25 protein-coding genes are annotated in these 24,682 nt (G+C 35.7%); 20 read left to right on the top strand and 5 right to left on the bottom strand.

The genetic code is table 11. The features are described from left to right. Positions 1-42: 42 nt before the first annotated feature. Together purU and wrbA are read left to right on the top strand one after the other, a co-directional pair. Positions 43-942 (top strand): formyltetrahydrofolate deformylase, encoded by a 900-nt coding sequence (gene purU, locus MHI02_RS15625; RefSeq protein WP_060667747.1) that lies wholly within the window; start codon positions 43-45, stop codon positions 940-942. 224 nt (positions 943-1,166) lie between these two features. Beyond that, positions 1,167-1,778 (top strand): NAD(P)H:quinone oxidoreductase, encoded by a 612-nt coding sequence (gene wrbA / locus MHI02_RS15620; RefSeq protein WP_257454521.1) that lies wholly within the window; start codon positions 1,167-1,169, stop codon positions 1,776-1,778. Between the two features lie 302 nt (positions 1,779-2,080). On the opposite strand, the gene MHI02_RS15615 is transcribed toward wrbA, so the two are convergent. Next, entirely contained in the window at positions 2,081-2,257 is a 177-nt protein-coding gene (locus MHI02_RS15615) for a hypothetical protein (RefSeq protein WP_165589174.1), read from the bottom strand. A 91-nt stretch (positions 2,258-2,348) separates the two neighbouring features. On the opposite strand from MHI02_RS15615, the gene MHI02_RS15610 reads away from it, so the two are divergent. Together MHI02_RS15610 and yiaA are read left to right on the top strand one after the other, a co-directional pair. Then, positions 2,349-3,005 carry a hypothetical protein gene (locus MHI02_RS15610; protein WP_244986862.1) on the top strand — a complete coding sequence of 219 codons (657 nt, stop codon included), beginning with the start codon at positions 2,349-2,351 and terminating at the stop codon, positions 3,003-3,005. 196 nt (positions 3,006-3,201) lie between these two features. Then, on the top strand, positions 3,202-3,669 hold the full coding sequence (gene yiaA / locus MHI02_RS15605) for an inner membrane protein YiaA (RefSeq protein WP_060667745.1): 468 nt from the start codon (positions 3,202-3,204) through the stop codon (positions 3,667-3,669). Between the two features lie 36 nt (positions 3,670-3,705). On the opposite strand, the gene MHI02_RS15600 is transcribed toward yiaA, so the two are convergent. Continuing rightward, complete coding sequence (locus MHI02_RS15600) at positions 3,706-4,098, bottom strand: ribonuclease HI family protein (protein WP_060667744.1); 393 nt, start codon at positions 4,096-4,098, stop codon at positions 3,706-3,708. A gap of 84 nt (positions 4,099-4,182) precedes the next feature. Next, on the bottom strand, positions 4,183-4,383 hold the full coding sequence (gene cspD / locus MHI02_RS15595) for a cold-shock protein CspD (RefSeq protein WP_047184109.1): 201 nt from the start codon (positions 4,381-4,383) through the stop codon (positions 4,183-4,185). 616 nt (positions 4,384-4,999) lie between these two features. On the opposite strand from cspD, the gene metA reads away from it, so the two are divergent. The 3 genes from metA (at position 5,000) to MHI02_RS15580 (ending at position 6,662) form a co-directional block, all read left to right on the top strand. Further along, positions 5,000-5,908, top strand: a complete 909-nt coding sequence (gene metA, locus MHI02_RS15590) for a homoserine O-acetyltransferase MetA (protein ID WP_047184108.1) — start codon at positions 5,000-5,002, stop codon at positions 5,906-5,908. A 160-nt stretch (positions 5,909-6,068) separates the two neighbouring features. Next, on the top strand, positions 6,069-6,326 hold the full coding sequence (locus MHI02_RS15585) for a DUF2187 family protein (protein WP_341166043.1): 258 nt from the start codon (positions 6,069-6,071) through the stop codon (positions 6,324-6,326). Positions 6,327-6,530: 204 nt separating this feature from the next. Then, positions 6,531-6,662 (top strand): YuzL family protein, encoded by a 132-nt coding sequence (locus MHI02_RS15580; protein ID WP_083452488.1) that lies wholly within the window; start codon positions 6,531-6,533, stop codon positions 6,660-6,662. A 322-nt stretch (positions 6,663-6,984) separates the two neighbouring features. On the opposite strand, the gene MHI02_RS15575 is transcribed toward MHI02_RS15580, so the two are convergent. Further along, positions 6,985-7,599, bottom strand: coding sequence for a CorA family divalent cation transporter (locus MHI02_RS15575; RefSeq protein ID WP_341166042.1), 615 nt, complete (start codon positions 7,597-7,599; stop codon positions 6,985-6,987). Between the two features lie 172 nt (positions 7,600-7,771). On the opposite strand from MHI02_RS15575, the gene MHI02_RS15570 reads away from it, so the two are divergent. From MHI02_RS15570 to MHI02_RS15515, 12 genes are all read left to right on the top strand, one after another. After that, positions 7,772-8,134, top strand: a complete 363-nt coding sequence (locus tag MHI02_RS15570) for a recombinase family protein (RefSeq protein ID WP_257454549.1) — start codon at positions 7,772-7,774, stop codon at positions 8,132-8,134. Between the two features lie 327 nt (positions 8,135-8,461). Next, positions 8,462-11,239, top strand: a complete 2,778-nt coding sequence (locus tag MHI02_RS15565; RefSeq protein WP_341166041.1) for a UPF0182 family membrane protein — start codon at positions 8,462-8,464, stop codon at positions 11,237-11,239. A 437-nt stretch (positions 11,240-11,676) separates the two neighbouring features. Beyond that, a complete protein-coding gene (gene larE / locus MHI02_RS15560; protein ID WP_145524219.1) occupies positions 11,677-12,507 on the top strand; it encodes an ATP-dependent sacrificial sulfur transferase LarE in 831 nt (276 codons plus the stop codon). Positions 12,508-12,683: 176 nt separating this feature from the next. Beyond that, complete coding sequence (locus MHI02_RS15555; RefSeq protein ID WP_257454555.1) at positions 12,684-13,598, top strand: LarC family nickel insertion protein; 915 nt, start codon at positions 12,684-12,686, stop codon at positions 13,596-13,598. 32 nt (positions 13,599-13,630) lie between these two features. Then, positions 13,631-14,374: a nickel pincer cofactor biosynthesis protein LarB gene (larB, locus tag MHI02_RS15550; protein ID WP_047184193.1), complete on the top strand. Its 744-nt coding sequence runs from the start codon at positions 13,631-13,633 to the stop codon at positions 14,372-14,374. A 17-nt stretch (positions 14,375-14,391) separates the two neighbouring features. Continuing rightward, positions 14,392-14,856: a nickel insertion protein gene (gene larC, locus MHI02_RS15545; protein WP_341166119.1), complete on the top strand. Its 465-nt coding sequence runs from the start codon at positions 14,392-14,394 to the stop codon at positions 14,854-14,856. Positions 14,857-15,185: 329 nt separating this feature from the next. Beyond that, on the top strand, positions 15,186-16,730 hold the full coding sequence (locus MHI02_RS15540) for an ABC transporter substrate-binding protein (RefSeq protein WP_257454563.1): 1,545 nt from the start codon (positions 15,186-15,188) through the stop codon (positions 16,728-16,730). Positions 16,731-16,796: 66 nt separating this feature from the next. Continuing rightward, positions 16,797-17,741 carry an ABC transporter permease gene (locus tag MHI02_RS15535; RefSeq protein WP_257454578.1) on the top strand — a complete coding sequence of 315 codons (945 nt, stop codon included), beginning with the start codon at positions 16,797-16,799 and terminating at the stop codon, positions 17,739-17,741. After that, positions 17,741-18,556, top strand: coding sequence for an ABC transporter permease (locus MHI02_RS15530; protein WP_257454581.1), 816 nt, complete (start codon positions 17,741-17,743; stop codon positions 18,554-18,556). The genes MHI02_RS15535 and MHI02_RS15530 overlap by 1 nt, the downstream gene beginning before the upstream one ends. A 30-nt stretch (positions 18,557-18,586) precedes the next feature. Then, the gene (locus MHI02_RS15525) at positions 18,587-19,576 is read left to right on the top strand and encodes an ABC transporter ATP-binding protein (RefSeq protein ID WP_257454584.1); all 990 of its coding nucleotides are present in this window, start codon (positions 18,587-18,589) and stop codon (positions 19,574-19,576) included. Then, entirely contained in the window at positions 19,573-20,418 is an 846-nt protein-coding gene (locus MHI02_RS15520; RefSeq protein ID WP_240473204.1) for an ABC transporter ATP-binding protein, read from the top strand. The genes MHI02_RS15525 and MHI02_RS15520 overlap by 4 nt, the downstream gene beginning before the upstream one ends. Positions 20,419-21,122: 704 nt before the next feature. Beyond that, positions 21,123-22,862 (top strand): phospho-sugar mutase, encoded by a 1,740-nt coding sequence (locus MHI02_RS15515; RefSeq protein WP_060667736.1) that lies wholly within the window; start codon positions 21,123-21,125, stop codon positions 22,860-22,862. Between the two features lie 63 nt (positions 22,863-22,925). On the opposite strand, the gene MHI02_RS15510 is transcribed toward MHI02_RS15515, so the two are convergent. Beyond that, a complete protein-coding gene (locus tag MHI02_RS15510) occupies positions 22,926-23,375 on the bottom strand; it encodes an Hsp20/alpha crystallin family protein (RefSeq protein WP_341166040.1) in 450 nt (149 codons plus the stop codon). Positions 23,376-23,783: 408 nt separating this feature from the next. On the opposite strand from MHI02_RS15510, the gene MHI02_RS15505 reads away from it, so the two are divergent. Further along, on the top strand, positions 23,784-24,563 hold the full coding sequence (locus MHI02_RS15505) for an ABC transporter ATP-binding protein (RefSeq protein ID WP_257454596.1): 780 nt from the start codon (positions 23,784-23,786) through the stop codon (positions 24,561-24,563). Positions 24,564-24,682 lie beyond the last annotated feature (119 nt).

Here is a 24,682-nt window from a genome sequence, read left to right as displayed (position 1 = left end):
TATTACGCGATCGAGTACACGGAAAATAATGAGGTATTTAATATGAATAGTTATATGCAAGATAGAATTAAAGGTTTTACAGAAAAAAATGAAAACAAAGCACGCTTTTTAATTAAATGTCCCGATCAACCAGGGATTGTTTCTACTGTTTCGGAATTTTTATTTAAACAAGGGGCGAATATTGTCGAATCTGACCAATATACAATGGATCCAGAGGGTGGACAATTTTTTATGCGAATTGAATTTGAATGTCCTAACCTTATGAAAAATGCCAATAAAATAGAAAAAGATTTTCAACCAATTGCGGAAGAATTTCATATGGATTGGAGAATTATGTATGTTAGTCAATTGAAGAATGTGGCGATTTTCGTATCGAAGGAACCACATTGTTTACTAGAATTATTATGGGAATACCAAAGTGGAGATTTAATGGCTAATATTGCATTAGTTATAAGTAATCATGATACATGTCGTGAAATGGTGGAATCCCTTGGAATTCCTTTTTACCATATTCCTGCTAATAAGGACATTCGACAAGAAGTTGAAGAAAAACAGAAGCAATTACTAAAAGAGTATGAAGTCGATTTAATTGTACTAGCTCGCTACATGCAAATTCTAACAGATGATTTTGTGAAAAATTTTAAAAACCAAATTATCAATATTCATCATTCCTTCTTACCTGCATTTATTGGGGCGAAACCGTACGAACGTGCTTATGCTCGGGGAGTAAAAATGATTGGTGCCACTTCCCATTATGTAACAGGTGACCTAGATGAAGGTCCAATCATAGAGCAAAATATTGGCCGTGTTGATCATCGTGATAATGCTAGCGATATGAAAAAAATCGGCCAATCCATTGAACGTAGTGTATTAGCAAGTGCAGTAAAATGGCATTTAGAAGATCGAATTATTGTTCATGAAAATAAAACGATTGTATTTTAAATAATAAACATAGCAGTTCAATTCACGTATGAGTTGAGCTGCTTATTTTTTTGCGATTTCTATCATAAGGAAGGAAATGCTAAAGGGAAGATAGTAATTCACTGCAAATATCTCAAAGTTATATGAATCAAATAAATATTATTCCTGATAATCGGGAATAATAAAATGGTGAAATATATGGGATTATTAAAAAATACTTGGAACACCAAAGGAGAATTGAAAATATGTCAAACGTTAAATTAGCTGTCATTTTTTATTCAATGGGTGGAACAAACTATCAACTATCCAAATGGGCAAAAGAAGAAGCAGAAGCTGCAGGTGCGGAAGTTCGTTTATTAAAAGTTCAAGAGTTAGCACCAGATTCGGTGGTTGAAGCAAATGCAGCTTGGAAAGCAACAGTGGAAGCTACAAAAGACGTTACGGTGGCAACTTCAGAAGATTTGGAATGGGCAGATGCAATCATATTTAGTGTGCCTACACGATTTGGAAATATAGCTTCTCAAATGAAACAGTTCCTAGACCTTCAAGGTGGACTTTGGGCAAATGGTAAGACGATCAATAAGGTTGTCAGTGCGATGACTTCCGCACAGAACCCACATGGTGGTCAAGAAGCAACATTGTTGTCCCTATATACTTCTATGATGCATTGGGGTGCAATCATTGCAACACCAGGTTATACAGATCCAGTCCTATTTAGTGCAGGTGGAAACCCATACGGAACAAGCGTAACAGTGGATCGAGATGGTAAAATGGTAGAAGATGTAGAAGCTGCAGTGAAACATCAGGCGAAACGTACTGTGACTGTTGCCGAATGGGTTAAAAAAGGAAAACAATAATAGATTATAAAGGGGTATAGGTTCCCTTTTTGGGTACAAAACATATTCATAGTGTTTGAACGAAAAGCAACTTGGAATCCTGGTAAACATAGATTTACCAGGATTTTAATATTATACAGAAAAACAAAGATTCTGCTATTTCGTATTTAAAGGGATTACTGTTTTTAAAATAAAAGTATATTCTTTTTTTCTTAATGATTTATACTTTTTATAACAACCCATAGAACGGAGCCAATTATGAGCCGGATTAGATTTTTTGTTTATCAATTCATATTGTTTCTAGCACTTCTTGTTCTGAATATTTATTCTGATTCATACATAAGTAAACCATTTTCGATTGTTGACATAATAGCGATATGCATCAGTTTCCCTATTTTTGTGTCAATTGTCATTCTCATAGGCATGTTGTATAAGCGCTTTAATGCTAGGTTACGAAACAAGATCTTACTTTGTGGAGCAGCCTTTATTTTGGCAATCATCGTTATAGCTACAGTAGAAAATGTTTGGTTTGAAATAAAAGGGGAGATGTTGTTTAAATAAGTTCGCTAAATACGATTAAGAGAGGAGGAATTGGATGATAAGAAGCAAATTGGCACTCATTATTTCGTTTGTTATTTTAGCTATATGTATGTCTTTATATTTCCCATTCCTAATAATGCCATGTTAGGAGCGCATTTTACATTCATGTCGTTCCCACTTAGCAATCATGATGGATATATTTTTCTTGGTATCATTGGATCCGTTTTATTTGTAATCGCCATGATATTACTTGGTATTGGCATGAAAAAATATCACTGGCGTACCATAATCATCGTTGTCCTTGTGTATTCATTTTTGCCTAATATTCTTATTACCATCTACCAAGAAACATTAGCAAGTGGCATTGCAGCCATCTCATACGATAACAATGGCGAGTGTAGTTTTGAATCTGTGGGTCAAGATCTATTGGATGGGGAATGTCATCTTGTTTTACATAATCGAAGCAATGAAGATGTGTCCTTTGAATTAGAATTTATAGATTCCCCGTACATGGAGGATGGGGTACGAATGGAGTCACTTATGAATCTGGCAGGCCCATATCCAATGACGATTGAAGCCAATCAAAAAAAGCCTATTCAATTAAAGGAACTGCTTGAAGTATCAGATGATCCTAATCATATAGAAGAAGGTACATCCTATGATGTTCATATTAAGTTAATGTACGGGAAGAAAGCACGATCTCTTTAGTTAATAGTACAATTCTTGGTTATTCTTTTGCCTAAATAATTAAAATAAAATTATCTTACATTTATTGGTAGCAAATCCATATAATGTATTACCACTTTTGCATAAGATAAACTATCAAGAATTTAATGTATGTTCTAAGTGGGGTATTAGAGCAGCTTAAGAGTCGGTCGTAAATAAAAAATGGGGGGAATCATTCATGGAACGTCAAGATGAGGGATTATTAAATAAAGAAAGCGATGTAAAAATAAAAGAGGAAAGAAGAGAGGGGGAACCGACCTCAGCTTTCAAAGGGGCGTCTTGGGCAGCGCTTTTAATAGGTGTTGCAGCTTATCTAATTGGTTTATTCAATGCTGAAGCAATGCAGCTAAACGAAAAGGGATATTACTTTGCAGTATTAGTATTCGGACTTTATGCAGCAGTATCCTTACAAAAAGCAGTAAGGGATAAAGATGAGGGAGTACCAGTTACTAGTATTTATTATGGTATTAGTTGGTTGGCACTGATTATCGCAATTGCATTAATTGGTATTGGACTATTCAATGCAGGAAGTATGGTCTTAAGTGAGAAAGGATTCTATGGAATGGCATTTGTTCTCAGCATATTTGCAGCTATCACCGTTCAAAAGAATATTAGAGATACACAGAAAGCAAGAGAAAGAGATTGATCACTAATTAATGGGCAGTTCTAAATAGAAACTGCCCTATTTTTGATCTTGAATTGCCTTTCTTGCCAACCTATCCGCATTTCCATTTTGTTTTTCTGGTATCCATTTAATAAAAACATAAGCAAAATGGGTGGATAGTTCTCTAACCTTTTCTAACAGAGGTAGAAATGTTTTGTTTTTCGTATAATCACGGTCAATGGTATTTACGACGATTTGGGAATCCGATCGAAATGATAAAATTTCACCTGGAAACTCATTTTTACAGATTTCCAAAGCTTTAATAACGGCATAAAACTCGGCCTCATGGTTTGATAAATCTTTTAAAGGTATGGCATATTCATATTGTTTTTTATTTGCTTTTATGTATATACCAGCCCCGCTAGGCCCAGGATTTCCACTAGACGCCCCATCCGTGTATATTTCTATCAATTTTTTCACCTTCTTAAAATATAATAGGAAGATAAATAAAAAGCCCTTCTCAATAATGAGAAGAGCTTTTTATGTGAATGCAACTTATAGTTTTGTAACGTTAGCTGCTTGTGGTCCACGGTTACCTTCTTCGATATCGAAAGAAACTTCTTGACCTTCTTCTAAAGTTTTGAAACCGTCGCCTTGGATTGCTGAGAAGTGTACGAATACGTCGTCTCCACCTTCAACTTCGATAAATCCAAAACCTTTTTCTGCGTTAAACCATTTTACTGAACCTTTGTTCATAGAAAATTCCTCCATGTGCTCACGGCACGTTTATTACTAATTTCTGTTCTAGATAACCAAGACCATAATTACTTTGAAGAAGTATTTAGTAGTACTTGGCAGAAAGGAAAGCATAAAACCTTCTTTCTGCATAAGTGCAACTAGGCCTTCACCTAAAGGCTTGGCGAATGCCAAGTTTTTTAATATTGCACACGAACATCAATAAGTTAATAATAGTATATCACAATCCTATATATAAATATACATAAATATTATAAAATATCTTTCAGTAAAATATGGAAGGAATTTTCTCACCTAGTTTTCACTTTTTTCTTCCAATTGTCCTTCCCAATTTTATTAGCTTTTCGAATGAAGTTTGTTTTTCTGCATATGTTTGAATGGCTTTCATAATTTTAGCAGGAAATATACAAAGTCTTCTTATTGTTTCATCAATCCCGATTATAATAAGGATGGGAGCTAAACCAAGGGAAGTGAATTTTTGCTTCTCTTCTGTTATTTAGACTGTAAAAGATATTTTTCGACAAAAATGTATAGGAATCGAAGGGTGACATGGGGCTACTTTAAATTTATAATGGAATATAACATTCAGATAATTTGGGGAAGGGAGAAATGTTCGTTGCCGATTAATATACCAAAACAATTGCCAGCCCGTGAACTATTAAATAAGGAAAAAATATTTGTAATGGATGAGGATAGGGCGCTTACGCAAGATATCCGTCCACTTAATATATTAATTTTAAACTTAATGCCTGAAAAAGAAAAAACAGAACTACAGTTACTTCGACTATTGGGTAATACGCCATTACAAGTAAATATTACTTTCTTAAGGACAGCGACCCATCGCTCTACTCATGTGAGTAGTTATCATTTAGATTCCTTCTATACAACATTTGAAAAAGTAAAAAATAACCGATATGACGGATTAATTATTACTGGTGCACCCATTGAGCATCTGGAATTTGAGAAAGTAAATTATTGGAATGAACTAACTCAAATTATGGATTGGGCAAAGGAAAATGTTACATCGACACTAAACATTTGTTGGGGAGCACAAGCCGCATTGTACTATCATTACGGAATTGAGAAATATGATTTACCTAGGAAATGTTTCGGGGTATTCGAACATACCATAGCAGATCCAACAGTAAAATTAGTAAGAGGATTTGATGAAGTATTCCAAGCTCCACATTCTCGGCATACTGGTAATTCAAAAGAAGCAATTGAATCACATCCAGATTTATTTTTACTTTCGAAATCAGAGGAAGATGCGCCGTTTATTATCATATCTAGAGATGCAAAAAACATTATGATAACAGGACATTTGGAGTATGACGCGATGACACTTTCAGATGAATATCACCGGGACTTAGAACGTGGGAAAGATATAGATATACCTGTTAATTATTTTCCGAATGATGATGTAAATAAACGTCCACTACATACTTGGCGCTCACATAGTCATCTGCTTTTCTCTAACTGGTTAAATTACTATGTATACCAACAAACACCATACGTATGGAAATAAAAGAATATAAGTTCTGTTTTTTACATAGGATGATAGTATACTTGGGATGAAACTTAAAAGCGATTAAAATACACTGATGAATAAAAAAACAACAGCTAATGGGCAATATTGTAAAGGGATGATTTTGGGGAAAAATACAAAGGGAAAAAGGGTGACTATTGTGGAGAAAGTGAAGAGGAGAAAGGTAGAAGCATTTCAAGGGGATAAAGAAAAGGCAAAGCCGGGGGATGTTGTTCAATTTTTACGAAATAATATTATTTTGGAAGGGATTGCATTACCCTCAAATGCGGAAAATAGTATCGTTGTTGATTTATCATCAACGAGCTTTAAAGTATTAGAGGAAATAAATCATGGTTATTCTAATACAGTAGTGGCACATCATAAGTACCGAGTAATAGAAAAATCTAATGAAGAGTGACTGGTAAAATGGCACTTATCATTTCCATAGCATTAAACAAGGCGATCCAAAAAACTGGATCGTCTTTTCCTTTTAGATGATAGGAAAGAAAACTCTTTGCATAAGGGGACTAAGGCTTTTGCCAAGATTTATAGTGAATGTCAATTTTTCTAAAGTAACATAACCACATCATTTTAAGGAACACTAACATTGGAGGTGATTACAATGTCCAAAAGAAAAGTTAATCCACTAACACATGGTTTAGGTTCACCAGATGTAGAAGGGCAAGGAACAACAAATAGGGAAACTGGAAGGAAAAAAGCTGATTCTTCCAGAAAGAAACAAAAACGTTTTTAATATCTAGTGCTATATATTTCATGGAAAAACAGGCGGGAAAATAATTCTATCTATGTTTATTATGTTCAGGCACTCATTACGTCTATGAGAGCCAGTTCTTTGGATTTTCAATTGAGTTTGGGAACTCATTACGACGATGAGCGCCCATTCCCTAGATTTTTAATTGAGTAAGGTCACTCATAACTTCAATGAGTGACCCTACTCCAAATTTTTAATCTTGTTTGGGCACTGATCACCTTAATGAGTACCCATTTTCTAGATTTTAGCCAAGTTTGGGAACTCATTTCCATTATAAGTTCCTATACTCTATATAGCTTACCTTCTAAAACCATCCTTTTTTTCTAAACCATAATATCATCATAATCGGATTGATTGTATGCCGTAATTTGAGTAGTTCATGTCTTAAATCGAATAATTGATCTAATAAAATATCCATGCCCAAATGATGAGGATTTTCTTCCACGACATTAATTTCTTCTTCTAAGTGGTAAATGATTGGAAAAAAGTTATCTACCACTTTATCAAAAATTTCATAAAAGACACGGAATTCATCCCAATTATCCATCTTTTCTTGTTTAATCAAGTTATTCCATACTAAATTAACTTCGGCCAAATCGGTTAGGTGGAATGTTACAATAAAATGCTCTCCAAGAAAGAAACCAATTTCATGTTGATTATATTTCAATTCACCAACTGTATGGGTGATGACTAATGAAAAATCATCATAATAGTCCATTTTGGATCGTTGTTGACCTTGGATGCAGTCTTCTATAGCGAGTGGATGGAAGTTGAGCACGGATTTTAATTTATCAATTTCCTCTTCAGTGGGCTTATTAAAGTCAATCCACCACCATTTATATTTATGGGTTTCGAAATTATCTAAGTCCCTTTCTAAAACTCTCTTGTTTTCAGAAGTTACAGCTAAAATCTGAATCACAGTAAAATTCCCCTCTAATATGTATTCTTCTATATCTTTTAACTATACCCTTAAAGCCTATTGACTATTCCATACCAATTAATCTGCCAATGGTCTGAAAAGCTTTTTTCCTGCCCATACTAGAGATTAAAACCTGATATTACTAGAGTCAGAGAAAAGGAATGGGATAACGTTGAAAAAAGCTATTCTATATATGATAAGACCGCTAGAACCTAATGAACAATTTACAAGGCAAGAGTGGACGATGAATGAACATAGTAAAAAGTTTAATATCCAAATCATAAAAAAATTCTCAGACATTGGCTATCCCGCAAGTAATTTAAAACGCCCGGCTTTACAGGAAATGATTAAATTTATGGTAAATAGTAAAGAAAAAATGGACCTCATTTATTTTTATGGAATCGAACAATGTGAAAAAGATTGGATGCGAATCAAGTACTTAGAATCCACCATAAGAAGCTACGTTCATGAAATTGTATTTATAAAAGATAAGTTAGTTGAAGAACATGTCATAAATAAAAGGGAAATGAGTTAACACCAAATTACCATTTATGCAGGAAGAAAGTTTAGTTTTGTCCCACCTCAAGCTTCTGGGAAAACAAAGAAGTTAGGTGGGAGATCAACTGCTCGTAAAGGTCCGATAAGCGCGCCTAACCATCAGTGGGGATGAAGGAGAGCCCCCACTAATGGAAGTCTTCTTTATACCTCCTTTCTGTCGAAAAACAACTTCGAAAATCTTCCAAAAATTAAGCGACAATATACGGTATATCTGTTACGATATAAGTAGTTATCATTTTTTTGCAGGTAGGAAAGTATAAAAAACTTTCCCGTCTGTATAAGTGCAGCAAATAGGAGGTATGAGATGGCTTTTAGGGGAAGAACAGATGGTCCAAATGGTTCAAATGTAGAGCAGTTAAAAAAGATGAAAAAACTAGGTGGTCGCTCTGGTATTTTTATCGGATTTTTAGTTGTGCTATTCATTATCGTTGGACTTGGTTTAAGCTGGGTTACCGAATACATATGGATGGATTCGCTAGACTTTTCTTCTGTGTTTACCACCATATTAAGTATTAAGGTTATGCTTGGAGCTATAGGGTTTGTATTATTTGCAATTATTACGTATATTACCCTATTTTGGATAAAACGAACTTATCTTTCACAATTTTCTATTCACCAGCTTCCACCATTTTTACAAAGAGGCAAAACATTAAACTTAATTATTTTAGCAGGAACTTTATTTGTTGGCCTAATTGGAAGTACAACGGTGCAGGGGCTTGGTTGGGAACCAGCGCTCAAAATCATGAACTTTGTACCATTTGGTGAAACAGATCCATTTTTTAATCGGGATATTTCATTTTATATGTATGTCTTACCATTCTTGAAATTTGTAGTGAATCTACTATTAAGTTTAAGTATATTTGTTTTAATAGTAGAGGTTGCCGCTTATTCAGTCTTTCATATTTATCGTATGAATAAATCTGCCCAGTCACATTTATCTCTAACGGTATTAATTGTTGGGGTGTTGTTGGCAGTAACTCACGTTTTAGAACCGTTGGGTACGCTATTGACTAATCGTGTTAATATATTTCAACATAGTGTCGTGCACGGGCTAAGTTTTACGGACCGTATGGTTAATATTCCAGTATCTTACGTTCTTGCGGCATTTTCAATTATTGCTGCTGTTTGGATTATTCTTAGTTTACGTAAAGGAAGAATCCATAAGCTTATTATGCCAATAGCTATCTATTTTGGAATTATTATTTTGGGGCAAGGAGCATCATTTGTCGTTCAACAATTTATCGTTTCTCCAAACGAGTTTAATAGAGAGGCTCCGTACTTGGAACATAATTTGAATTACACTAGGGCGGCATATGGCTTAGAAGGAATGGAAGAAAAGGAGCACCCTGGTAATGTTGATTCATTAAGTGAAGATTTAATTAAGCGAAATCAACTAACGATTGATAATGTACGTATTAACGATGCTAGACCACTTTTAGATGTTTATAATCAATTACAAACATTCCGTACGTATTACCAATTTAATGATATCGATATTGATCGTTATAAGATTGACGGGAAGTATCAGCAAGTATTTATCGGCGCTAGGGAATTGAATACAGAAGATTTGCCGGAGCAGGCACAAACATGGGTTAACCAAAACCTACGTTATACACATGGATACGGGATTGCAATGAGTCAAGTGAATAAAGTAACTTCTCAAGGTCAACCAGAATATTTAGTTAGAAACTTACCACCACAAGGTGCAATCGATATTGAAAAACCGCAAATTTATTTTGGGGAAGAAGATTATCGAAGTGTCATTGTCGATACAGAGGTAAATGAATTTGACTATCCAGCTGGTGAAGAGAATGTATCCACCCGCTATGAAGAAGAAGCGGGAATCCCATTAACGGGTCTAAATCGTTTACTATTTGCTATTGATGAAGGATCCATTCGTATTCTAGTATCTGGACAAATCAATAAAGATAGTAAATTACTGCAAACACGTAACATTATGGAACGTGTAGAGCGTATTGCTCCATTCTTTGAGTATGATGATGATCCTTATATTTTCATACGTGATGATGGAAGTCTTGCATGGATGATAGATGCATATCTAATTGGAGAAGGATACCCATATGCGGAAAACTTTGACGGAAGAAACAACTATATTAAAAACCCTGTTAAAGTTGTAGTCGATGCTTATACAGGAGAAACAAACTTTTATATTACTAATCCTGATGAACCGCTCGTACGGACATACCAGAATATGTTCCCGAACTTGTTCACTACGGAAATTCCTGATGATGTACGCAGTCATTTCCGTTATCCGGAGCAACTATTTAAGATTGAATCCGCGATGTATGGAACCTATCATATGACAAATCTTGAACTTTTCTATAATAGAGAAGATTATTGGCAGTTTCCAACCGAAAAATACTATAATGAAGATATCGAAATGGAACCTTATTATACAACTATGAAACTTCCTGAATATGATGAAGAAGAGTTCATCCTTATGGTGCCATATGCTCCAAGAAACAGGCAAAATATGATTGCTTGGATGGGGGTTCGGAATGATGGGGAACACTACGGTGAAAAATTTGTTTATAGGTTCCCTAAACAAGAAAACGTTTATGGACCACAACAAATTGAAAACCGGATAAACCAAGATAGTGTCATTTCTCAGGAATTAAACTTATGGTCACAAGGTGGATCTTCAGTAATTCGCGGAAACTTATTCGCGTTACCGATAGAAGATACGGTTCTTTATGTCGAACCAATCTACATTGAATCTTCTAACGAGACTTCTCTTCCTGAAGTGAAACAAGTCGTTGTTGCATATGGTGATCATATTGCAATGGAAGCTACGTTTGATGAAGCGTTGCAGAAGATTGTGGATCGTGTAGAAAAGGGAATTAAACCAGAAGAAGTTCCAGATGCTGACGGTGAGGTAACAGATGAGGGCAATACAGAGGAAGATCAACAAGACCAGCCAAATACGGATCCAATTCTAAATGCGGATGAAGTACTAGGTGAAGTGTCTGATCTTTTCAATCAATACCAAAAAGCACTATCTGAAGGAGACTGGCAAAAAGCCGGAGAAATAATGAGTGAGCTAGATCAAAGATTGAAATAATATAACTTTTCGACCATCAAATTAATGTAGATTTGGTGGTCGTTGTTATTTTAAATTAATTTGGTAATACATAAGGAAGGGATAAGAATATATATGAATATGATAAATAACTTGTTAAAACCAAATTCGGAAAGTGCCCGGCATTTGGTTTGACAACTAAACAAAAAGAAAGTATTTTAAAGTTATAAGATTTTAAGATTTGGAAAATAAATAAAATGTTATTTTATCCCACCTAAACGGGCAGTAAGACTCTCACCTTAAGCTTCTGGGGAAACAAAGAAGGTAGTTGGGAGATCAACAACCCGTAAAGGTCCGATAAGTGCGACTAAGCATCAGTGGGAATGGAGGAAAATTCCCACTGATGGAAGTCATCTAGATAAAAACTTACTAAGATTAAACCTCCTTAGAGGGAAAATGTGCTGAATGGAGTGACTAGGATGTTAGAAAAGAACCGTCGTTTAGGTGAAATATTAAAGAACATGGGCCGTGTAATGGTTGCGTTTTCTGGTGGTGTTGATAGTGCAGTTGTTTTAAAGCGAGCTCAACAAGAACTTGGAGATGACAATGTATTAGCTGTTGTTGTGAATTCCGAGCTATTCCGTGATTCTGAGTTTGATGCTGCTGTTGCATTTGCGGAAGACATGGGTGTCCGTGTTCATAAGACAGAAATAAAAGAATTAGAGGATTCACGAATCGTTGCAAATAATCCAGATAGCTGGTACTACAGTAAAAAATTGTTGTACACTCATCTAAATGAACTTGCGAAAGAAATGAATTTTCCATATGTATTAGATGGAATGATTATGGACGATGAAGAAGATTTCCGTCCCGGGTTAAAAGCAAGAACGGAAGAGGGCATTCGTAGTGTACTCCAAGAAGTAAATATGTATAAAACGGACGTACGTGAACTAGCAAAAGAATTAAATCTACCAGTTTGGAATAAACTAGCATCTTGTAGTCTTGCATCAAGATTCCCTTATGGAACAACATTAAATAAAAAAATCGTTAATCAAGTAAATGAAGCAGAGCTTTATCTGAAAGGCATCGGTTTTGATGAAGTTCGTGTTCGCTATCATGACAATGTTGCACGTATTGAAGTGGCAGCAGATAAAATCATTTCCTTACTTGAGAAGCGTGAGCAAATTCAACATAAACTAGTGTCATTAGGATTTGATTATGTTTCTTGTGACCTTAGAGGGTATCGTACTGGTAGTATGAATGAAGTATTGTCTGAAGCTGCTAACGGGCAACTTGCAGCTAATGCTTAAATCGTGTTGATTTAGGGATCTATGGTAGCAGTTTTTAATCTCGACATAAGATTAAAAACTGCTTTTTTAGGTGGATTGGAAAAGTTTTTAAACGATTTCCACCTAAACGGTTAGTAAGAAGGTAAAGATGGATATGCTTTTAAAAAAGGAAATTTATAAATACGAGGGGCTTTAGAATGAAAATATTATATTTTGATTGTTTTTCAGGTATGAGCGGAGATATGACAATAGGTGCACTACTTGATGCTGGAGGAGATTTTTCTCACCTGGAGTCAGAACTTAAGAAATTGAACTTTGCGGATGAGTATGAATTGAAAATGGACAAGGTAGTGAAAAACGGAATTACAGGAACTAAATTTGATGTCGTGTTAAAAAATGGAGAACATCATCATGACCACTCACACGAACATACGCATAACCATGATCATACTCATAATCACGAACATCATCATACACATGGTGAGGGTCATGATCATCATGAGCACAATGCTGACCATGAGCACCATCATCATGTACACTCTCATGAGCATTCTCATGACCATGAACATTCCCACCATCATGATCATGGGGACCACCATCACCACCGAGCATATCGTGATATTGTACAGATGATTTCAGAATCGGATTTATCGGAAAAGGTAAAAAATATGTCCTTACAAATTTTTAAAAAGATTGGTGAAGCGGAAGGGAAAATTCATGGGATGCCACTAGAGACTGTTCATTTTCATGAAGTAGGTGCAGTGGATTCTATCATTGATATTGTAGGTACTGCCATATTATTGGAACAACTTGAAGTAGAAGAAATCAAGGCTTCCCCAATCCCAACTGGTTCTGGGAAAATTCATATCGACCATGGAATTTATCCGGTACCCGCACCAGCAACTTTAGAAATTTTACGTGGTGTTCCTATCGCAAATAGTGAAGTCAGGGGAGAGCTAACTACTCCAACAGGTGCTGCTATTGCCGCAGTGTTGGCCAAAGAATTTTGCACTTTTCCTTCGATGAAAGTGAAAAAAGTTGGCTATGGAGCGGGAACGAAAAATTTCCCTCAACATCCGAACGTATTACGCGTTGTAATAGGTGAAGAATGAAAGAATATACTTTCGGGGGGGAAGAAGGAAATATGGAAGATATTTTACTTAAAGTTCAAAATGGATCATTAAGTATTGAAGAAGCAAAGAAACAACTTGCTACATATGAGGATTTGGGCTTTGCAAAAGTAGATCATCATCGTAAGAAGCGTCAAGGTTTCCCCGAAGTTATTTATGGGGAAGGAAAAACAGTAGAACAAATGATTTCCATTTTAGAATCTATAAAAGCAAAGGAAAATGATGTTCTTATTACGAGGATTTCAGAAGAGAAGGCAAATCAAATCTTGGAAGTTCATCCAGAGTTAACGTATAAAAAATTAGCGCAGATTTTATATTGGAAATCCGCTAAAAATACGGATGGAAATAATGATGGGTATATAGCGATACTTTGTGCGGGAACTTCTGATTTAAGAGTAGCGGAAGAAGCTGCTGTAACAGCGGAAATAATGGGATGTAATGTTCGGAGATTTTACGATGTTGGTGTAGCCGGTATTCATCGATTATTAGATCAAGCGAAAGAAATTCAACAAGCCACAGTGTCGGTTGTTATTGCGGGAATGGAAGGGGCATTGCCAAGTGTTGTCGGTGGACTCGTATCACATCCTGTTATTGCTGTTCCTACAAGTGTTGGCTACGGTGCTAATTTTCAAGGTCTTTCTGCACTATTAACGATGCTGAACTCCTGTGCCAGTGGAATTAGTGTGGTGAACATTGATAATGGTTTCGGTGGTGCGTATAACGCAGTATTAATAGATCGGTTAGCACGGAAAAGTTAGGAAGGGAATGAGTGAAAGTGGAAATAAAACACCCTCCAAACGAAGAGCATATCGATAACAATATGGTGAAAATGGAAGTAAACCTTGATGACACTTCAGGGGAATTGCTTGGTTACGTGATGGAGTTATTATTTACAGCGGGTGCTAATGATGTTTTTTATACGCCCATCTATATGAAAAAAAACCGTCCAGGTGTATTGCTTCAACTTCTTTGCTCTATGGATAAATTAGAAAAAATGAAGGAAGTTTTGCTCCAAGAAACGACAACGTTGGGAATTCGCTATTATCCTATAACCGTTCACCGCATGCAAAGGAGATTTATAAAAGTGGATACCAAATGGGGCCCAGTCACTGTAAAACAAGGAATATCAAACGGCAAAGTATTTCAAAGTTCCCCGGAATATGAAGAATGTAAAACGATAGCTAAGACACATTACATACCGTTAAAAAAAGTGTATGAAGAAATATGGAAACTTCTATAAAGAACAAAGACGTTGGAGCCGGACGTGGCCTTTTCTGAATAAAGCTAGAGATTGCGATACGCAATTTTCTCTAGCTTTTTTCTTTAGGACCGGACAGTTAACCCCTAATAACGGAAGTCATCTTTATATAATCAAATCATTATAAAATTTACCAAAAAGTGCGAAAATATTTCTGATAAAAAAGGATTTTTGCCATTCTTTGGCGAAATAATAACCATGACTATCGTGTTATTTTCAAATAAGAGAAGGGTGAGATGTAGAGCTAAAAAGTTCATAAAAACAAGGGGAAAGTTTTTTTATATGATATTACTTTTGGGGGATAGTTTAAAATGAAACTAGTTAGTAAATTAGCTTACATAACCATTGCTATTCTTTTATTAGTAGCATGCTCAGGCTCTAATACGGAAGAATCCAATGGAACTGCAAAAGGTAATAAATCGGAAACAATGAATCAGGATGAAGTAATCAAAATTGCCATGAGTACAGAAGTAGATAATTTAGATCCTTACATATCGGCTGCAACAGACACACAGTCTATGATGGACAACGTATTTGACGGATTGCTAGATACAGATGAAACTGGCAAACTAATTCCAGCCATAGCTGAGTCTTATGAGATATCAGATGATGGCTTAACCTATACGTTTACATTAAAAGAAGGAGTAACATTCCATGATGGTTCTGACTTAACAGCTGAGGACGTTATCTATTCTTATGAAAGATTAAGTGGATTAAATGGAGAAGAACCTCTTTCGTCCCAATTTGAAATGATAGAAAAAATAGAAGCTCCGTCTGACTATGAAGTGGTAATTACGTTAAAAGAAAAAAACTCTGCATTTTTAGCTGCGAATATTCGTCCTATTTTACCTGCAGATTATGAAGAACAAAGTACGAACCCTATAGGTGCAGGTCCATTTAAGTTTAAGGAATATCAAGTTGGACAGAAACTAACATTGGTAAGGAACGAAGAATACTATGATCAACAAAATATACCTGAAATAAGTGAAGTTCAATTTATTGTGATGCCAGATCCAGAGGCTGCCGTTCTAGCCATGAAGTCAGGTGAAATTGACATCATTCTTGGAATCACCCCTCAAGGATTGCTTCAACTAGGTGATTCTATAAATACGGTATCTGGTCCACAAAATATGGTTCAATTAATGGCATTAAATCATGATGTGGAACCATTAAATGATGTCCGTGTCCGTCAAGCTATCAACCTAGCAATTAATAAAGATATAATTATTGAAACAGTGGCAGATGGAAAGGGTACGAAACTAGGGTCAAATTTCAGCCCAGCGATGGATTTTTACTATGAAGCGGGATTAGAAGATGTGTATGCTCCAAATATCGAAGAAGCAAAATCATTATTACAAGAAGCCGGGGTTCCGGATGGCTTCCCTTTAGAATTAACGGTACCATCTGATTATTCATTCCACGTTGATACAGCACAAGTGATTGTGGAACAATTGAGTCAAATTGGTATTGAAGTAAATATTAAACCGATTGAATTTAGTTCCTGGTTAGAAACGGTTTATCAAAATGCACAATATGAAGCAACAGTTGTTTCGTTTACAGGAAAATTAGATCCGTATGAGATACTCGTAAGATATGTAAGTGATTACCGGTCTAACTTTGTTAATTACGAGAATAAAAATTATGATGAATTAATTAAAAAGGCTATTGCTGCGACAGACATGGAAGAGATGGCAGGGTATTACAAAGAAGCCCAACGTCTATTAACAGAAGATGCGGCAAGTGTATATATTATGGACCCTGATCGTACGATTGCAATGCGAAACGATTTAGAAGGGTTAAAAATGTACCCTATTCAGAAGTTTAACTTAGAAGATTTGAAAATTACGAACCAATAGTTTTATTAAGCGAACAGTATTATTGGATCCACATACTGTTCGCATTTTAGTAAGGAGACCGAAACGATGAGATATTTTCTATATAAACTATCAAGCTTTATTACTACGATAATCATTGTTTCTATTATGATCTTTTTCGTTTTTCAACTTTTACCTGGTAACCCTGCGCAAATTATATTGGGAATCGACGCTGATCCGCATCAAGTAGCACAATTAGAGAAACAACTCGGTTTAGATCGTTCCCCAGTTGAGAGATATATGGACTGGGTAGCGGGCGTTTTGCAAGGGGATCTTGGAGAATCTTTACGATATCAACTCCCAGTTAGTGATATCGTAATAGACAGAATTCCTGTTACTGCTTCACTCGCCATTCTATCTTTATTATTTACGGTTGTAATTGGGGTACCTTTAGGAATTTTTATTGCTCGATCAGATGGAAGGTGGATTTCAATCTTTTTAAACGTATTGACCCAACTTGGAATCTCCATTCCTTCTTTTTGGTTTGGCTTTATTCTTATTTTAATTTTTGGTGTGACATTACAATTATTTCCAACCTATGGGTATGTACCATGGTCGGAAGACTTTCTTGGTGCTTTACGTTCATTTTTCTTACCATCATTTGCGATAGCGATTGGAAATATTGCTATCGTTATTCGCTACTTACGAAATACGATATTAGATCAGTCCAAAATGGATTACGTTCGCACTGCTAGGGTGAAAGGACTAAAGGAACGTTCTATTTTATACGGTCATATTTTAAGAAACTCGTTAATACCGGTATTAACCATTATGGGATTGCTTATAGCTGATACGCTTGGTGGTAGTATTATCATTGAAAATGTATTTTCCTTACCAGGACTTGGAAATTTACTCATTCAATCCATTACGTCTAGGGATTTTCCATTAGTTCAGTCGATGGTATTATACATTGCAATCATCGTTCTTCTCATTAATTTCATCGTGGATATGTTATACAAGGTTATTGATCCAAGAATTCGGCTTAAGGGGTGATGAACTTGAAGAAGGCAAAGAGTATTCCGTTTTATATAGGCATCGGATTAATTGTATTTTTACTTTTAGTAATGATTATAAGTATTTTTTATACCCCGTATGATCCGAACGCCATGGATTCCGCTAATCGTTTAGCTGCCCCTTCAATGGAACATCTATTTGGTACAGATAACTTTGGTAGAGATATTTTATCCCGAATAATGGAGGGATCTCAGACCGCATTTATCATTGGAATTTCATCTGTTACAATTGGGTTCATATTTGGCTTTTTATTTGGAGCCATTGCAGGATATTTTGGTGGTTGGTTTGATGAAGTGATTAGTAGATTTATAGATGCGATGCTTGCTTTTCCTGGTATTCTTCTTGCTATTATGCTCATTGCAGTATTTAATACAGGAATGACGAATACCATTATCGCTTTAGGGATTATGAGCATCCCATCTTTTGCTAGAATTACGCGAAGTAGTTTTATTCAATATAAAGAATATGACTTTGTTAAAGCGAGCATTGCCAAAGGAGCCGGCTCATTCCGAATCATTTTCCAACATATTTTACCAAATGCAATCTCTCCTATTTTAGTTGCTGTTGCATTAAGTTTCTCAGGAGCAGTTTTATCTGAATCAGGATTAAGTTATCTTGGGCTGGGCGTACAACCACCAGATCCTAGTTGGGGACGAATGTTAAAAGAAGCACAAGCCTATATAGCATCCGCTCCATGGTACGTTATTTTAACAGGATTAGCGATTACGTTTTTGGTTTTAGGATTTAACTTACTTGCAGATGGCTTACGGGATAAACAAGATAGAAAAGCATAACCCATTCTGTGATATGAGGAGGACAAAACATTGTGTACACCAATACTAACCGTGGAGAATATGAACGTTTCCTTCGAATTAGTTAATGGAAATTACAAGGCATTAGAAAATATAACATTCTCTGTTTATCCAAATGAGGTTGTTGGAATTGTTGGAGAATCTGGTTGTGGAAAAAGTTTAACATCTCAAGCAATCTTAAGTGTTTTGCCTAAAAATGCAATACTAGAATATGAAAAGATGGAATATAAACAAGTAAGTTTAAGGGGATTAAGAGACAAAGATTGGCGAGAAATTCGTGGAAAGGATATTTCTATGATATTCCAAGAACCTATGTCTGCTTTAAACCCTTTAATTACAGTAGGAAAACAAATAGCAGAAGTATTAAAAGTACACACTTCCCATTCAAAGGATGAAATAAAAAAACGGACGATTGAAATGATGAAAAAAGTTGGACTGCCTCGAGCTGAAGAGTTGTACAAAACATATCCCCATCAATTGTCTGGTGGGATGCAACAACGAGTTGCTATAGCAATTGCTCTTATCGCAGATCCTGATCTTATAATTGCTGATGAACCGACAACCGCACTAGATGTGACGATACAAGCCCAAATATTAGCTTTATTAAAAAAAATAAAAAGTGAGCAGAAATCATCGATGATATTTATATCTCATGATTGGGGGGTCATACGGAACATTTGTGATCGTGTACTTGTTATGTATGCTGGACATATTGTAGAAGAAGGTGCTGTATCGGAAATATTAAAAAATCCGAAACATCCCTATACAAAATCATTAATTCAATCTATACCAGATCATCGAAAACGTGGTATGGAGTTATTTACCATACCGGGAAAAGTTCCTTCTTTACAAGATAGAAAAATAGGTGTATGTCCTTTTGCTGATCGTTGTTCTCATCGCTTTGATGCATGTCATATAGAAATGCCAATGACAAAAGAAATAGAAGGAACACATACAGTAAAGTGCCATCTCTATACAAAAGGAGCTGGGCTTACGTCATGACTATACCAATCATTGAGGTAGAAAATGTATATAAATATTATAAACAAGCACGAAAAAGCTTCTCAGATAAAAATAAATATGTTAAAGCTGTCAATGGTGTAAGTTTTTCTTTATATGAAGGGGAATCATTTGGTCTCGTTGGCGAAAGTGGATCAGGTAAATCAACGCTTGGTCAGGTTATTCTTCAATTGATTAAACAAACTTCTGGAACCGTAAAATATAGGGGAAAGAATGTATCCACGTATACAAAAAAGGAATTAAAAGCATGGAGAAAACAAGTACAAATTGTTTTCCAAAATCCGTATGCATCGCTTAATCCCAAAAAGACAATTGGCTGGATAATGGAAGAACCATTAAATATTCACAGAATTGGAAATAAGGCGTTTCGTAGACAAAGAGTAATGGAGGTTCTTGAAGAAGTGGGACTGGATCATACGTTCATGGATCGCTATCCTCATGAATTAAGTGGTGGGCAGAGACAACGCATTGCTATCGCATCAGCCATTATTTTAGAACCGGAATTTATGGTAATAGATGAGGGTGTATCGGCACTGGATGCTTCCGTTCAAGCACAGATTTTAAATCTTCTAAAACGATTACAAAGAAAATATAGACTGACATATTTATTCATTTCTCATGATTTAAACGTTGTCCAATATTTTTGTGATAGAGTTGCTGTTATGTACTTAGGAGAAATTGTAGAGATTGGAGAGACGGAAGAGTTAGGAAGAAGCCCAAGACATCCATACACTAAGGCACTGTTCTCCTCGATTTTATCACTAGATGAATCGGAAGAGTTAAAACTATTGGATGGAGATTTACCTAGTCTTTTAGAAATATAGAGGCTTATCTATTTCATAAAAGATGCATGTATGTAATGGATCTTTGCAAAAACACTAAAGAAAAACGACAAAATTTAGATAATCATCATGAAGTTAGTTGTCACTTATCATTTAAAAAGTAAATAGAAAGCATTCTACCTGAATTAGTGCAAACAAGGCACTGTCAACGAAAGGCTAGTAAATGCTCGATTTCTAATTTCTTTATAAAAAAGACTATGGACTCTAATTTTGTTAGTGAATCATTTTTTACCTGTCGAATAACCTGTTTTACTTATATTCAGTGGAACATTTCCCCGGAAATAATCGGATTTTTACACTTCTGTCGAATTATTTCAAGGTTAATTAACCTTTGTGTCGATTTATAGCGCAATAAGAAGACAAGACATCTTTGATTTAACGACGTTCGGCAAGTATAATGAAATAGACTGTTAATCACATTTTATATCTCACCTAAATAGGCAGTAAGACTCCCATCTTAAGCTTCTGGGGAAACAAAGAAGGTGGTAGGCGGGAGATTAACTGCCCGTTTAGGTCCGATTAGTACGACTAACCATCCGAGGGATATGAAAGAAAACCACCATTGATGGAAGTCTTCTTTATTAAAAACTTGCGATCCGTTTTGGGCTGGGCGGATGCCTAAGTTGCACTTATGCAGTCCTACTAAAAAGATAAGTAATCTATTAGTTTGAACGGAGGAATTAGACTTGAGTTGGGAAGCGAATTACGAGAAGTGGAAACATTTTTCTGAATTGGATCCGGAATTAAAACAACAATTAGAAAGTATTGCAAATGATCCAAAACAGTTGGAAGAACATTTTTATAAAACATTAGAATTTGGAACTGGTGGAATTCGGGGAGAGCTTGGCCCTGGAACGAACCGTATGAACATATATTCAATTAGAAAAGCGACAGAAGGATTAGCCAAGTATATAGAAAGTCATGGAGAAGAGGCCAAAAAACGTGGAGTCGCCATCGCATACGACTGTCGTTTTAAATCACCTGAATTTGCAATGGAGGCCGCAAAAACATTAGGAAAACATGGAATACATACATATGTTTTTGAATCGTTAAGATCCACACCTGAATTATCTTTTGCTATAAGATATTTACATGCCTTTAGTGGGATAGTTATTACTGCAAGCCACAATCCTCCCGAATACAATGGATATAAAGTGTACGGGGAAGACGGTGCTCAAGTAACACCAGAAGTAGCGGAAGAAATTATTGCGAAAGTAAACGCTGTAGACAATGAATTGGCGGTTGAAGTAGGGGACGAGGAACAACTTAAAGCAGCTGGTCTTATTCATATGATTGGTGAAACAGTTGATCGTGCCTATTTAGAACAGCTAAAAACTGTAAACCTTAACGCGGAAGTTATTCAACAAGTGGCAGATGATTTCAAAATTGTGTACACTCCATTACATGGAACAGGAAACAAACCAGTACGTAAAGGATTAGAAGCAATTGGATTTAAATATGTTCAAGTGGTAGAAGAGCAGGAACTTCCGGATTCTAGTTTTTCGACTGTTAAATCTCCTAACCCTGAGGAGCACGCAGCGTTTGAATTAGCAATCCAATATGGTGAAGAGATTCATGCGGACATATTACTTGGGACAGATCCAGATACCGATCGTGTTGGGGTTGCAGTGCGTAATGAAAAAGGGGAATATCAAGTACTAACTGGTAATCAAGTTGGAGCATTATTATTACACTATTTAATTACAGAACAGAAAAAACAAGGTACATTAAAATCTAATGCGACCGTTCTTAAAACCATCGTAACATCTGAAATTGGACGAGATATTGCAACAACACATGGACTAGATACGATTGATACCTTAACCGGGTTCAAATTTATCGGTGAAAAAATTAGGGAATTTGAACAAACAGGAGAAAAATCCTTCTTGTTTGGTTATGAAGAAAGCTATGGTTATCTTGTGAAACCTTTTGCACGTGATAAAGATGCAGTACAAGCTTGTATGCTTATTGCAGAAGTTGCAGCTTACTATAAGACAAAGGGCATGACGTTATACGAAGGTCTTTTAGAAGTGTTTGAACAATATGGGTATTACCGTGAAGGATTAGAGTCATTGACCTTAAAAGGGAAAGATGGGGTCGAACAAATCAACTCTATTTTAACCGCTTTTCGCGGCACCCCTCCAAAAGAAATGGGTGGTAAATCCATAGTAGAAATCGAGGATTATCAATCTAGCAAGCGTCAATTAGTGAATGACGACAAAGTGGAAACGATACATCTTCCAAAATCGAATGTACTAAAATACAAACTAGAAGATGGATCATGGTTCTGTCTACGTCCATCAGGAACCGAACCTAAAATTAAATTCTACTTTGGGGTGAAAGATAACACATTAGAAGCTAGTGAAAATAAACTAGAAGGACTTCGAAATGCTGTGATGGCAAAAGTTGAAGAAATAAATAATTAAAATAAACAATAAAGGTAGTGACTTTATTAATAAGAAGTCACTACCTTTATTCATGTGGATTCATCATTCATCAATATTAATAAATTTTCGTTTCGAGTTTTTCTTCGGAATGATCACTTTTAAAAGTCCATTTTTAAAAGATGCTTTTGTTTCTTTTTCTGGAATTTCAAAAGGGACTGTAATAACTCGCTCCTTATATTGGAAGGATTCTTCATGACGATAAGAAGAATTTTGTTCATCCTTTTCAGAAAAACTTCTTCTATCTTCCACTATAATTCTTAATTGGTTTCCGGTTATTTCCAATTTAACTTGATCACGGCTATATCCTGGTAATTCTGCATGCACAATGATTTCACTATTAGTTTCTTTTACATCAATGGGAAAAGAATTTAGATTAAAATTCTTCTGAAGATGTTTAAACGATTCATTAAATACAGAATCTAACCTTCGCACGAAATTACGAACAGGTGCCATATCCAGATCAAATCCATCAGGAAAATTCCCTTTTTTCACAGAAATCACTCCCTTCTTTTTTAGCAGGTAGGAAAGTATAAAAATCTTTCCAGTCTGGGGCTCCGATTACTCGCCCCACCGTAAAGATTTGCATAAGTGCAACTAAGGCATTCGCCCAAAAGCTTGGCGAATGCCAAGTTTTCTAATCATAGTGTTAATTAAAATTAATATAGAACTTTTATTATTAATGTATGTATAATCTTAACGGAAAGTTTGGGTGCTTATCCTTTTGTTAAGGTAAAAATAAAAAAGAATTAGAACAAAAATGCTGAAGGAGAAAATTGATGAGTGCCTAAATAGGATTCAAACCCAATCATAAACATACCCTCTTATGGTTAAAGGCAGGAAAATAAAAAAAGGTGTCGAATTGTTAGAGAATATATAGTTTTTTAAAATAGGGGGATTCGTGTGGAAACAGTAGTAGATATCCAGGATGTTTCATGGAAAAGGCAGTCAAAATCAATCCTTTCTAATATAAATTGGAAAGTAGAAAGGCGAGAACATTGGGCAATATTAGGCCTTAATGGTTCTGGAAAAACAACATTACTTAATATGATTAATGGCTACATATGGCCAACGACGGGCAACATTTCTGTTTTAGGACAAACGTTTGGGCGGACAGATTTACGGGAGTTACGTAAATCAATCGGATGGGTTAGTTCATCTCTTGGGGAACGGATAAAAGGATCTTCGCTTGTAGAAGAAATTGTCTTAAGTGGGAAGTTTTCCTCCATTGGTTTATACGATTCCTATACTGAAATGGATAGAAATAGGGCTCTAGAAATGATGGAGAAGCTTGGTTGTAGTAAGCTGGTCGGGAGAACCTACCAAACTTGTTCCCAAGGTGAGAAACAAAAAGTGTTGATTGCTAGAGGACTAATGGGATCACCTAAACTGCTTATATTAGACGAGCCAACAAATGGCCTTGATTTTCTTTCTAGAGAAGATTTACTTCTAACAGTGGATCGGTTAGCTCGGCAAGAAAACGCTCCTACGATTATATTCGTAACACATCATGTGGAAGAAATTTTACCTGTTTTTTCTAAAACATTATTATTACGAGAAGGTTCGGTTTACGCTCAAGGCTATACAGAAGAAATTTTCACAAAAGAAAACCTATCGCAATTCTTCTCTACCTCTGTTGAAGTGGAATGGAAACGTAACCGAGCTTGGATGTCTTTGCGGTAGCTATAGATACTAAAGTCGTTGTTCCTTGTTTTAGATGCAACGACTTTTTAGTAGTTAGAATAATAATGAAGTAAAAGAATGTTGTCGAATTACAATATAAGCCTAAGGAAGTGGAGAAA

The organism is Oceanobacillus sp. FSL K6-0118 (assembly GCF_038006665.1).
In the GTDB taxonomy this organism is placed as follows: Bacteria; Bacillota; Bacilli; order Bacillales; family Amphibacillaceae; genus Oceanobacillus; species Oceanobacillus caeni.
This window is presented reverse-complemented; position numbering and strand designations above follow the sequence as displayed.

Coding starts and splice junctions, on each gene's coding strand:
- yiaA (WP_060667745.1), top strand. CDS start 3,202: ATGGAACGTCAAGATGAGGGATTATTAAATAAAGAAAGCGATGTAAAA.
- cspD (WP_047184109.1), bottom strand. CDS start 4,383: ATGAACAAAGGTTCAGTAAAATGGTTTAACGCAGAAAAAGGTTTTGGA.
- larB (WP_047184193.1), top strand. CDS start 13,631: ATGGAAGATATTTTACTTAAAGTTCAAAATGGATCATTAAGTATTGAA.
- wrbA (WP_257454521.1), top strand. CDS start 1,167: ATGTCAAACGTTAAATTAGCTGTCATTTTTTATTCAATGGGTGGAACA.
- MHI02_RS15555 (WP_257454555.1), top strand. CDS start 12,684: ATGAAAATATTATATTTTGATTGTTTTTCAGGTATGAGCGGAGATATG.
- MHI02_RS15615 (WP_165589174.1), bottom strand. CDS start 2,257: ATGATTGCCAAAATAAAGGCTGCTCCACAAAGTAAGATCTTGTTTCGT.
- purU (WP_060667747.1), top strand. CDS start 43: ATGAATAGTTATATGCAAGATAGAATTAAAGGTTTTACAGAAAAAAAT.
- MHI02_RS15520 (WP_240473204.1), top strand. CDS start 19,573: ATGACTATACCAATCATTGAGGTAGAAAATGTATATAAATATTATAAA.
- MHI02_RS15540 (WP_257454563.1), top strand. CDS start 15,186: ATGAAACTAGTTAGTAAATTAGCTTACATAACCATTGCTATTCTTTTA.
- MHI02_RS15535 (WP_257454578.1), top strand. CDS start 16,797: ATGAGATATTTTCTATATAAACTATCAAGCTTTATTACTACGATAATC.
- MHI02_RS15580 (WP_083452488.1), top strand. CDS start 6,531: ATGTCCAAAAGAAAAGTTAATCCACTAACACATGGTTTAGGTTCACCA.
- MHI02_RS15530 (WP_257454581.1), top strand. CDS start 17,741: ATGAACTTGAAGAAGGCAAAGAGTATTCCGTTTTATATAGGCATCGGA.
- MHI02_RS15565 (WP_341166041.1), top strand. CDS start 8,462: ATGGCTTTTAGGGGAAGAACAGATGGTCCAAATGGTTCAAATGTAGAG.
- larE (WP_145524219.1), top strand. CDS start 11,677: ATGTTAGAAAAGAACCGTCGTTTAGGTGAAATATTAAAGAACATGGGC.